Raw genomic sequence first — 11,388 nt, 5'->3', positions numbered from 1 at the left:
GATTGGGACTTTCAAAAACCTTGCATTATCCTTCTTATAGTACATCGCTTGGTACAAAAAACAAGGGCAACAAAGCCTGAAACGACCGGCTACTGACTCCTGACTCCTGACTCCTACCACCACCGAAAAACTTTTTCAGCAAACCCTATTTACCTCAATAACTCTGTTGCTTCTTTTAAGACTTGATTAATTTCGGGTTTGTGACAACTAATTACATCGTTTGGTAAATGCTTGTGATGGGGAAAAGTAGAGAGATTGGGAAAGTGAGGGGTACTATCATAACGAAAAACTAGGTTGTTTTTTTCATCTTGTAAATGGTAACGATAATCTAGGAATTCTAAGTAATTGTCTGTGATTACTATAGCTTCGTTTATTTCTAATAAATGGGTCTGCTTGAAACGTAACCTAATTCTTAAATTGGCGTTAGCTCTTTGTGATGTCAGTATTTCTTCTTGATAACATTCTACATAAGCATTTTTACACTGCACAATTGCTTGCTCTACTTGATTGAGTTAATCAGATAAAAGTTTAAGCAGCATGATTTAATCTTTGTTCTAATTCTTGACGCAAAGCAAGGTAATGACGATAATCGTTTGCCCATTCTATAAATATTATATCATCTGACAATATTCCCTGATTGTATTCTTTATAAAAATCTTCGGAATCCATTTTATGTTGGTTCTCATAGACGCTAAGTCGCTTGGCAACAGCAATCAAAGCATCTAAAGATGATGTATATTGAATGGTCTGTTTACGCATTTTTCTTTTACTCCAAAATAATGATATTTTGATTATAAACGTTCGCGCTCAAACAAAAACATAAATCGTCGGGTGCGAAGCGCGATAGCGTAACGCACCAATTATTCTTTTAGTTTCTTCTTTTTTATCAGTGGAAAAAGCATAAAGCCAAATATTAGAATCAACAAAACAACTATGATTTTTAAGTTCCGTCATAAATTTCTTCTCGTTTCATAAATTCTAAATTATCAACCTCTATAGGATTTTCCAACAGGTATTCAATCATATCAATTTCAGTTTCACCTTTATTGAGTTGATTTTGAGCTTTAAATGCGGCAATAAGTACCTGTATCTGCTGAATTTGTTCAGGTTTAAGTCCAGTTACATTAATATTTTTAATCATGGCTACCTTGGAATGATTTTTACTTTAATTATACTAATTACACCCTCTCACAATAATGCTCTTCCTTTTTTACATCTTTGACCAAAATTATCGGTGTTTATCTAGAGCAGACAGAGGAAGATGTAGCAATGATTAAACCAGCTGTATTGGTACGAATATCACCGATACTGACTTGAATTGTCAGGTTAAATAAAACTAAAGCTATTGAGAGAGAAATAAAAATCTACACTTCAACCAAATGAACCCAACTTAGAGAAGATTTAACGCTGTTAAATAAGCGTTTATCGCTGGTGTATAAATTTGCTTGAAATCGTTGAGCTAATACTAGATAATGGGCATCATAAGTAGCAGGAAGATTCAAGGTTTGCGAAATTTCTATTGCTTGGTAATGGAGGTAAAGATATCCATGAAACTGAATGGGTAAATCTAAGACTTCTGTAAGGAGGGTTTGCGCTTCTGTCTCCAAAATTTGACCAGCTTTTTTCAGACGATGAAATACGTTAGTGACTTCGTAACATAATAAAGTTGGCGCAATCACTAAATTTTCCTCGGTCATCCATTTTTGCCAGAGTTGACTATACATTGTTACAGAAGGTTCAACCGTTGTTAAACGAACTATAAAACTAGAATCAACACAGATAAATGTATTAGTCATTATTTTCTCTATTCACTCACAATTTCTTCCATCAATTGCCGATCTCTTTCTTCTCTCATTTGATGAATAATTTCAGTAACATCGGTTTCAAATGGTTTTCCTTGACGACGTTCATAAATGGCTTTTCGAGTTGCGTCAATTCGTTCTAATGCAATTTCCCAAGAGGGGTGATCTTTGAGTTTTTTTCCTAACAATTCCTGTTCTTCTAGGGACAAGGATTTAATTGCATTAACTAGAGATTCCACGAGTTGAATATTCATTTTTTTTACATCTTTGACCAAAATTATCGGTGTTTATGAAGAGTTATTATAGCCTAGCCTTTGAATTATAACAAAGAGACGCAAACTCCGTCGCTTACGTCCCCAATTCATCCCCAATCAAAGTTTACCGCTTGGATAACCGAGAAATAACCCGTTTAAAGTCATATCATCCGTAAGGAAAATTAGCCCGACTTTTTTAACAATTGTCGGCAAAATTTTGCTTGCTTTTTTCACGGCTTTTTGCAATAATATTTTTATAAGACTTTATATATAATGGAGTGTTGGCACTCCAAAAAAGATAGACAGATTCCCATTATAAGAAAAGTATAACCGAAGCCGCCGCCCAAGTCAAGGGATCACTCCTTTTTTTTTGAGAAGTTTTCAGAAAAAAAAAATCAAAGAGGCAGCCGGAGATATTCGGTTTTTCTTCACTTTTTGGGCGAAAAAACCCTTTTAGGATGCCTATAATAGGAGAGAGAAAGGGTTAAAAACTAAAAAAAAATGGCGGAGAGAGTCCAGAAAATCCTTGCCCAGTGGGGAATTGCCTCCCGAAGAAGGGCGGAGGAGATGATCGTGGCCGGACGAGTGAGACGGAATGGCAAAATCGTGCAGTTAGGAGAAAAAGCCGACCCCGAAAAAGATCACCTAGAGATAGACGGAAAAAAAATTGAACCGGCCAATCGTCCCCAAAGATTGTATATACTGATCAACAAACCCATTGGTGTGGTTTCTACCTGTAAGGATCCACAAAACCGGCCGACGGTAATTGACCTTTTGCCCGACTCCCTCGCCAGCGAGACAGGGTTACATCCCGTAGGAAGGTTGGACATTAACACCACTGGGGCTTTACTCCTCACCAACGACGGTCAACTCACCCTCACCCTCACCCATCCCCGTTATCATTTGCCCAAAACCTATCGGGTTTGGCTAGATGGTGCGATTGATAGACTTGCGCTCCAGCGTTGGCGAGAAGGTATCCTCTTAGAGGGAAAAAAAACCTTACCCGCACAGGTTGAGATACTCAAGCAAACCGACCAAAAAACCCTACTAGAAGTTATTTTAGTGGAGGGAAGAAATCGGCAGATTCGCTGTGTAGCCGAAGAATTAGGTTATCACGTCCTGAAACTTCATCGCAGTGCCATCGGTCGTATTCAACTAAACTCTGGTAATAATTCCCCCTTACCCTTGGGTCATTACCGTTTTTTAACCCTTGATGAACTGAAATATTTAAAAAGCCAGATTAACTAAGCTGAAAGTCAGCCCCTAATAGCGATATGTTTCGCCTTCTCCAATCACAACTTGATCCCCAGCATAAACAGCGAACCAAATTACTGGAAATCGGCGTTTATTTGCAAAAAAATCGCCTAGAACAGTCCCTTTCCCTCGAGGAAATTGCCCAGAAAACCTTAATCCCGCGCCATCGCCTAGAAGCGTTGGAAGCGGGGGATTTGGAAGCATTGCCCGAGCCGATTTATATTCGTTGGTTAATCAAGCAATTTGCTGATAGTCTCGCCTTGGATGGTGAGACGATTAGCCGACGTTTTCCCACCAAGGTAAATAACTTTTTTAGGGGAACAAAACCGTCTTTATCGCTGCCGAGTCTTCAAATTCGCCCGATTCATCTCTATTTTCTTTATTTAATCTTAGTTATTGGTTCCGTACAAACCCTATCCCACGTCCTGCAAAAATCGGTACTGCAATCGAATCGCTTACCGCCGCCTTCCTTGCCACAACAGCAAATTGTCCAACCGAAAAGCAATCCCCTTCAACCGGTAGCCAACAAAACCAGCAATAATCAGCAGCTGGTGGTGGGGGTAAAACTGGAGGATGACTGCTGGCTGCGGGTGGTGGTGGATGGCAAGACAGAATTTGAGGGTGTGCTGCCCCAAGGAACCCATCGCACTTGGCAAGCAAACCGAGAATTAACCGTGAGGGCGGGTAATGCCGGCGGGGTTTACGTTGCCGTTAATAATGCCAATGCTAAACAACTGGGGCAACCGGGCAAAGTCGAGGAAGTCACCTACCGGGCAAATTGAGCTAATTTATGCAAAAGGTTTTTTCACCCCTCGATCGCCTTCAGGGAGGGTTAATCGGGGCATATATCGGGGAATCCTTGCATAATCAGCCCCTAATACCAGCCTTTAACTATGAGGCTACGCCAAGGACGACCCTGCTTTTGCAAGCTCTGCAATCTAAGGAAGACTTGCAGATTGCGATCGCAGCCAAGCAAGAGTCGGAATCGGCGTTATTATTTGTGCTGTTGCCGGAGATTTTAACCTGGCCTGACTATAGGGAACGTTGGCAAGCTAGATTAAATTTTTGGCTGAAAAAGGGCTTAATTTCCGAGTTAACCCAACAAGAAGCGATAATTTGGGGAGAGGCAGTAGGTCTGTTATTACAGGGGAAAAAGCCTTTAAATCAGTTAATGGGGCAATTACTAACTATTAAGCCCAAGAATAAGCTATTAGAGCAGATTCAGTCAGCTTTAGGGCAAAATCATCCCTTAGAGTTCATTTTATCGGCTTGGGCGAAAGATATCTCACCTTTAGGAATTGCGATCGCAGCTTCTCTCTATACCTTTCTGCAAACGACCGAGGATTTCGCCCTTAGCGTGCGTCGCGCTAATTCTAGTCCCTATCAACGGCAATTAACCACCACTTTAGCGGGAATTTGGGCGGGATTGTACAACGGTATCGAGGGGATTCCCCTCGCTTGGCGGCAAAATTTGCCGAAAGAGCCAGTTAAACAGCAATTAATGGATAAAGCTGGGGAAATCTATCGAATTTCCCTGGGTATATCTCCTCATCTTGTCCTATCTCCTCATACTGCCGTCGCTTACGGGGGAACAATCCAACCCCGTCCCAGCTTAAAATTGGTCTCTCAAGACAGTTGAAGATCGCTGTTATTTGGACTACAGGCGCTCGCTGGCTTTAATAAGCGATCACATCTCCTTCTTCCCAGTCGAGGGGAACATGGGGGAGTTGCCCGGCAATAGACTGGCGTGTGCTGGCAGAAATGCCTTTGGTGAAGATGCGTAACACCAGCTGCCCTCTGGCATCTAGACCGATTCCGGTGCCAGTTACACCGGGTTGAGCCATCAACCAAGCTTCTTGGCTGTCACGCAAAGCCAACAACTGTTCCTGAGTATAATTTTTCATCGGTGTTACCCCTATTAAATCGATGGTCGGCGACAAATAAATTTTAGCTGAAACAATACCCGATCGCCTCTAGGATTCGGCGATCAGGTGCGGAGATTGGCGAGAGGAAAACTTGAGGGTGAATTAGCGACTGTTGACAAATCTCTGAATGGAAAGTTGCGAGATCACGGCTTCGATCGGGTTAGCAAAGGTGATACTGTTGTCTGTTCGTCCTGCAAAGAGGAGGGCGACGGGTTGATTGCTGTTTGCCGTCACGATCAGTGAACCAGAGTCCCCACCGCGACTAAAAGGATTGCCGCCGATGCCACGGATGCCGATCTGATTGCGGAATTGGGCGGCACCGCAGGAGTAGCCACCGACGGAGATATTGACGTTAATATCGGTAATCGTGCCGATAGTTGCTTGGGTTGTCCGACCATTTTTCTTCACCGTCATAAGCTAAACGGCGCTTAACCTGCATGATCCAATAGCTATAACCCTTTTGGAGTCTATATCGGTGATCCGAAGTAAAAGCCGTTTAGCTTACCTAGGCGGGCGGCGATCGGTGTAGGATTGAGGGTGTAGTTGACATGACGCGGATCGACAAAACTAAAAGCTGTCCAAGCAACGGCCGCATCTACCAAGTTAGGGCCCGGACAGTTGACCCGGACAAAATTTTCCAGGAGGGCGATTCGATCGCCGGGGACAACCCCACCATCAACCCGTCCGGGCTGGATAATCGGATCGCCGATACGGGCGTTGTTGGAATTGGCGATGACGTGGTTATTACTCAACAGGCACAGCTTATTGTTGCGTAGCACTACCAGACAGCCAAGAGTCCCCGCGGTTACTTGCGGATGACCGATGGAGACACCACAACGAACTGGGCGCGCATAACGACGATTATATAACTGGGTGACGATCTCGCCCACTTCTTCGATTTCTACAGGCATACCCCCGATCGAGGTGGGTACGGCGGCAAAAGCACTAGCGGCAATTGTCCCGGCCACTTTTTCGCTGACGTAAACTTTCAGAGTCACATCAGGGGTAAGCAGTCCACCGACGCTACGAAAACCGATGCCAGTGCCGAGAATACGTTCCCCTCCGGTGTCATAGTCCGCAATCGACTCGGATAGGGAGGCGGTAAAGGTTTCACTGCCTCCGAGGCGCTGTTCTAATTCTTCTTGGGCTGAAAACCAATCTTGAGTGATACCGATTGTATCGATCGACTCAGAGGCTTCCATTACTTCTAAGGCTTGATTTTCGCTTCCCAAAGGCGCATTGGGATCAAATTCGACCACATCTTTATTCGTTGACGATTCCATAGTAGAACCCTCCCGCTCATCGGGCATTTCATAAGGTTGAGTCATTGTTAAAACTACCTTGTTCACAAGTTTTTTACTGGGGTTATTATTCCCAAAGTAAGAGAACCGAACATAACCAATTGACTCCTCAACAATTTATTTCTCTTAACTGGAACAAACCCTAGCTATAGGCTATCTATACCTCCTAAACATTGACCCCTGTAACCAAGATTTTGAAATATTTATTTGTAAAACTTTTTAGATCTTTATTATCTCTTCTTGTTCGAGCGAACTCAATTATAGCAGTTATCTTAATGGTTATCTAGGGTTTGCTGAATAAATCTAAAAACCTTGTTGGATAATATCTTTAGGCTTTTTTGACATCAAAAAGTGCCAGCCCTTGGAGTGATCAGGGGGGGGGAAATTTAGGCACTTTTTCCCTGAAAATTAGGTAGTTGACCACCTGAAAATCGGTAAAACCCCACACCCCACACCCCACACCCCACACCCTGCCCCCACGAAAAACTTTTTCAGTAGACCCTATATAGGAAGTTTTTCCTCTGCATTTCATAGGCAGAGTCCGATGAAATGCGAAAATTGTTGCCCGTTCCCACTCCAAGACTTTTTGCCGCAAACCCTACTTAGTTTGAAAGATATTTTGTACCATTTTTTTATCTAAACCTGCGGCAATTTTATCTAATTCTGCTATTTCTCCTGTGTCTAAACTCCATCCTAAAGCGCCTAAATTATCCTCAGCTTGCCGGACATTTTTAGCTCCGGGGATAGGAATTGTTCCCTTACAGATACACCAATTTAAAGCAACTTGGCTAATAGTTTTATTTTTAGCTTGGGCGATAACTTCTAGGCAACTTATCAGAGGCGAAATAGCGGGAATTAATTGACCAAAAAGGAAGCGACGTAATCCTGGGGGTAAGTTTTTATTATCTCGATATTTCCCCGTTAATAACCCCAAAGCTAAGGGACTATAGGCAATAATTTTAATGCCCAATTGATCACATAGTTCCTTTAATCCTAAGTCAGTGAGAGGATAGGTAGAAAGGAGAGAATACTGTACCTGTAAACTGGTAATAGGAATGCCGCGACTGGCAAACTTTTGATAGGCAGACTTCAATCTTTTCGGTCCAAAATTGGATAAACCGACTCCTTTAACTAACCCCTTTTCCAGACAATCCCCCAATCCGTCTAATAATCCTCCCTCCTGCCATGGCGCATAATTGCCCGTTGACCAGTGCATTTGCACTAAATCCACTGGGCGACCCAATCTGGTTGCCGAAGCTTGACAAGCTTTCACCATGGCATGACGGGTTAAACGCCAAGGATAAGGGGCGAGTTTGGTGGCAATACGGATATGATCAGCGTTATAACCGCTATATTCCCCTGTAAAGCGTCCTAATAGCTTCTCACTCTGTCCGTTGAGTTTGCCTGTCCCGTAGGAGTCTCCCGTATCAAATAGAGTGACACCCCGCTCGACGCAGAGATTAAAAACCGCTTGTAACTGGCTATCCATACTCTCATCGTAACCCCAGAGAAGACGATTTCCCCAGGCCCAAGTACCGCAGCCCATGGGGGGAAGGGATAGAGTTTGATGTGTGACTGTCAAGGGATTCATGGGTCAGTTTCTCTGGGTTTTTTCTCAAGCTTTCAGAGAGATATTTTACTACTAAATCGACTTAGGTTTTTGTTTAACAAATAATCCCCGCAACCAATAGTAAAAACTATCGATATAAGTAAAGATTACCGGCACAACCACCAAAGTTAATAGGGTGGAAGTGGTAAAACCACCAATAACGGCAATCGCCATCGGTGCGCGAATTTCACCGTCTGCACCCAAAGCTAAAGCAATCGGTAACATCCCGGCAATTGTGGAAACGGAGGTCATAATAATTGGTCGTAAACGAGAGACTCCCGAATCAATCATCGCCTTAAATTGCGGTTTCCCTGCCTCAATGCCACTCAGGGCAAAATCTACTAACAAAATCGCATTTTTAGTGACTAATCCCATCAGTAAAACTATGCCAATTAAAGCGTATAAACCTAACTCTTTTTGGGTAATTAAAAGAGCAATTAAAGTGCCACCAATCGATAAAGGAAGGGAAGTTAAAATCGCTAGGGGATAGAGAAAATTGTTATACAACAAGACCAGAATCCCATAGATAGAAATAATTGCTAAACTTAACGCTCCCAAAAAACGAGCAAAGATATCGCGCATAATACGAGCATCACCAAAGGGTTCTTCTGTCACCTCTGGGGGTAAGTTTTTCATGATTGGTAAAGCGCGAATTTGTGTCACCGCACTTCCCAAAGAAACTCCCTCTAAATTAGCTCCAATATTAACCTGACGTTGACGGTTAAAGCGTTGAATTTCCGCAGGTCCACTACCTAAGCTAATTGTCGCCACCGAGTTAAGCGGTACTAACGTCCCATTACTGCTAGGAACGCGCAAATTTTGCAGAGTTTCTATCTCACTGCGTCCATCATTGGCAATTTTCACCCGGATGGGAATTTGTCGGTCGGCAAGGTTAAATTTAGCTAAATTAAACTCATTATCCCCGATTAAAGCCAAAGATGCAGTACGGGCGATCGCTCTGACCGAGACTCCCTGATCGGCAGCCCGGACGGGATCTGGTTGAATAATGATCTCCGGTTTAACTAAACTTACCCCCGAACTTACCTCGACAAAACCGGGTAATGCCCGCATTTCTCGCTCTAATTTTTGGGCAGTTTGGGTTAAAATATCGCCATTTTCACTTTTCAGGACTATAGCCACATCTTTAGTGCTTCCCGCTCCCCCCTGCGCCCGAAAAGTCACTCTAGCCCCTGGTATCTTCTGGAAATCCCGGCGGGTTTGTTCCTCAAATTGCCGTTGAGTTAGCGATCGCTGTTCCTTAGGAACTAAATTAACATATATTAACCCCGTATTTACCCGTCCCGAATCTCCCGGAATAGCCAAAACATTAGCGACGGCGGGATTTTTTTGCAGTAAACTATTCACCTGATTAGCCACGGCAACAGTATCATTCAAAGTTGCACCGGGAGGCAATTCTAGACTGATCGTACTTAATCCGGTATCCCCAGAACTAAATAACCCTTTTGGAATCAAGGGAACTAACTGTAAACTACCGATAAAAAAGGCCAAAGCCGCTAATAAAGTCAGGATTCGATGACGTAAAGCCCAAGTTAACAAACTTTTGTAGGGACGAAAACGCGGGCGCGAGGAGGGATTATTATCACCGGTTTTCAGCTTTTTCGGCTGTAGAATATAGGCACTTAACATCGGGGTGACGGTGACAGCGATCAAACTGGAAAATAGGGTAGAAACCGCCACAGTAACGCCGAAAGGTTGAAAGAATTGGCCCGGCACACCGCCCATAAAAGCAACCGGCAGGAATACCGCTATAATTGCCGCCGCACTCGCTAAAACGGCTAATCCAATCTCTTTTGAGGCATCAAAGGCCGCTTGCAAGGGTTTTTTACCCATAGCTAAATGTTGATCGATGTCCTCCACCATACACACCGCATCATCGACCAGATTACCCAAAGCTAAAGCTAAGGCCAGTAGGGTCATGCCGTTAAGGGTATAATTTAGGGCCTGCATCACCCAAAAAGTCGGGAAAATCGACAAAGGCAGGGCCAAACCCGTGATAATCGTGGCGCGCCAATTGCCTAAAAATAGACCCACCGTGATCACCGTCATAATACAACCGATGATCAGATCGCTAAGAAGGCTTTCGTAACTAGCACGAATTGAGTCGGCACGGGTAAAAATTAATTGAAATTTAATGTCTTCGGGCAGTTTTTTCTTTAAATTCTCGATTTCTTGACGTACTGCTGTTTCTACCGTGACCAAAGTGCTGCCAGTCCCCCGTAAAATCGAAAAACCCACCACTGGCTGCCCATCTAAGAGGGCCATTTGTCGAGGATCACTGGAACTATCGCTAACTGTCCCTAAATTGCTTAAGGGGACGGTATCACCGTTAGGTAAAGAGATTTGATAATTTCTTAAATCTTCGATCGTTTCAGCGCTGCCGAGGGTGCGGACAGTTTGTTCACTGCCAGCGATTTCCGATCGCCCTCCGGGTAAATTAATATTAAAACTACGAATTTGGTCATTAACCGCCGTGGCCGTGATACCGTAGGCGATCAGACGACCAGGATCTAAATCTACACGCACTTCTCGATCGACTCCCCCAATCCGATTGACTCGCGCTACTCCCGGCACTCCTGTTAAAGCGCGGCCAATTTGACGATCGACTAGATCACTTAATTCGGCGATCGATCTTTTCGGGGAGGAGATGGTATAGTTCATCACTGCACCCCCGGCAAATTCTAAACGTTGGACAATTGGATCATTAGCATCTTGGGGTAAATCCTGCCGAATTTGCGCTATGGCATTGCGCACATCATTGGTAGCGCGATCGCTGTTAGTGCCAAGGATAAAGTTAACGGTGGTGCTGCTGCTGCCTTCGTTGACGGTAGAAGTAATTTGATCGATATTACCCAAAGCAGCCACCGCATCCTCGACTTTTTTGGTGACTTGAGTTTCCAATTCCTCTGGACCGGCGCCGGCTTGATTAACGGTGATAATCACGGCCGGAATGTCAATATTAGGAGAGCGATCGATCCCTAATCCTAGAAAGGCAATATATCCCATTAAGGCCATAACCAGGGAGATCAGGATCGTCGGAATGGGATTTTTGATAGACCAATTAGAAATATTAAAAGCCATAATTTCAGTTATCAGTTATCAGTTATCAGTTATCAGTTATCAGTTATCAGTTATCAGTTATCAGTTATCAGTTATCAGTTATCAGTTATCAGTTATCAGTTATCAGTTATCAGTTATCAGATGTAAGTTTTAAGTTAATTAGTT

The 11,388-nt window shown here is 43.5% G+C and carries 13 protein-coding genes and 1 pseudogene; 3 read left to right on the top strand and 11 right to left on the bottom strand.

The features are described from left to right. Positions 1-149 precede the first annotated feature (149 nt). The 6 genes and pseudogenes from tumE to IM322_RS07045 form a co-directional block, all read right to left on the bottom strand. Positions 150-500: pseudogene (gene tumE, locus IM322_RS07070) on the bottom strand (toxin TumE); the annotation flags it as partial. Positions 501-528: 28 nt separating this feature from the next. Next, positions 529-759, bottom strand: coding sequence for an antitoxin TumA (tumA, locus tag IM322_RS07065; RefSeq protein ID WP_287672858.1), 231 nt, complete (start codon positions 757-759; stop codon positions 529-531). Between the two features lie 48 nt (positions 760-807). Continuing rightward, on the bottom strand, positions 808-954 hold the full coding sequence (locus IM322_RS07060; protein WP_271973334.1) for a PIN domain-containing protein: 147 nt from the start codon (positions 952-954) through the stop codon (positions 808-810). Continuing rightward, complete coding sequence (locus IM322_RS07055; protein WP_287672859.1) at positions 941-1,141, bottom strand: hypothetical protein; 201 nt, start codon at positions 1,139-1,141, stop codon at positions 941-943. The genes IM322_RS07060 and IM322_RS07055 overlap by 14 nt, the downstream gene beginning before the upstream one ends. Before the next feature lie 223 nt (positions 1,142-1,364). Then, positions 1,365-1,796, bottom strand: a complete 432-nt coding sequence (locus IM322_RS07050) for a type II toxin-antitoxin system VapC family toxin (RefSeq protein WP_287672861.1) — start codon at positions 1,794-1,796, stop codon at positions 1,365-1,367. A gap of 8 nt (positions 1,797-1,804) precedes the next feature. Next, a complete protein-coding gene (locus IM322_RS07045; protein ID WP_287672862.1) occupies positions 1,805-2,056 on the bottom strand; it encodes a hypothetical protein in 252 nt (83 codons plus the stop codon). A gap of 501 nt (positions 2,057-2,557) precedes the next feature. On the opposite strand from IM322_RS07045, the gene IM322_RS07040 reads away from it, so the two are divergent. The 3 genes from IM322_RS07040 to IM322_RS07030 are packed head-to-tail and all read left to right on the top strand — an operon-like array spanning position 2,558 to position 4,949. Continuing rightward, the gene (locus IM322_RS07040; RefSeq protein ID WP_287672864.1) at positions 2,558-3,304 is read left to right on the top strand and encodes a pseudouridine synthase; all 747 of its coding nucleotides are present in this window, start codon (positions 2,558-2,560) and stop codon (positions 3,302-3,304) included. A gap of 26 nt (positions 3,305-3,330) precedes the next feature. Beyond that, on the top strand, positions 3,331-4,092 hold the full coding sequence (locus IM322_RS07035) for a helix-turn-helix domain-containing protein (protein WP_287672866.1): 762 nt from the start codon (positions 3,331-3,333) through the stop codon (positions 4,090-4,092). 8 nt (positions 4,093-4,100) lie between these two features. Further along, positions 4,101-4,949, top strand: coding sequence for an ADP-ribosylglycohydrolase family protein (locus IM322_RS07030; protein WP_287672867.1), 849 nt, complete (start codon positions 4,101-4,103; stop codon positions 4,947-4,949). 37 nt (positions 4,950-4,986) lie between these two features. On the opposite strand, the gene IM322_RS07025 is transcribed toward IM322_RS07030, so the two are convergent. The 5 genes from IM322_RS07025 to IM322_RS07005 form a co-directional block, all read right to left on the bottom strand. Next, the gene (locus IM322_RS07025; RefSeq protein ID WP_002803885.1) at positions 4,987-5,214 is read right to left on the bottom strand and encodes a hypothetical protein; all 228 of its coding nucleotides are present in this window, start codon (positions 5,212-5,214) and stop codon (positions 4,987-4,989) included. A gap of 123 nt (positions 5,215-5,337) precedes the next feature. Continuing rightward, positions 5,338-5,649, bottom strand: coding sequence for a hypothetical protein (locus IM322_RS07020; protein WP_287672869.1), 312 nt, complete (start codon positions 5,647-5,649; stop codon positions 5,338-5,340). A gap of 53 nt (positions 5,650-5,702) precedes the next feature. Then, positions 5,703-6,563: a hypothetical protein gene (locus IM322_RS07015; RefSeq protein ID WP_287672870.1), complete on the bottom strand. Its 861-nt coding sequence runs from the start codon at positions 6,561-6,563 to the stop codon at positions 5,703-5,705. A 571-nt stretch (positions 6,564-7,134) separates the two neighbouring features. Continuing rightward, positions 7,135-8,127 (bottom strand): aldo/keto reductase, encoded by a 993-nt coding sequence (locus IM322_RS07010; RefSeq protein ID WP_287672871.1) that lies wholly within the window; start codon positions 8,125-8,127, stop codon positions 7,135-7,137. A gap of 51 nt (positions 8,128-8,178) precedes the next feature. Beyond that, entirely contained in the window at positions 8,179-11,244 is a 3,066-nt protein-coding gene (locus tag IM322_RS07005) for an efflux RND transporter permease subunit (RefSeq protein WP_287672872.1), read from the bottom strand. Positions 11,245-11,388 lie beyond the last annotated feature (144 nt).

The organism is Microcystis sp. M109S1 (genome assembly GCF_020247025.1).
In the GTDB taxonomy this organism is placed as follows: Bacteria; Cyanobacteriota; Cyanobacteriia; order Cyanobacteriales; family Microcystaceae; genus Microcystis.
This window is presented reverse-complemented; position numbering and strand designations above follow the sequence as displayed.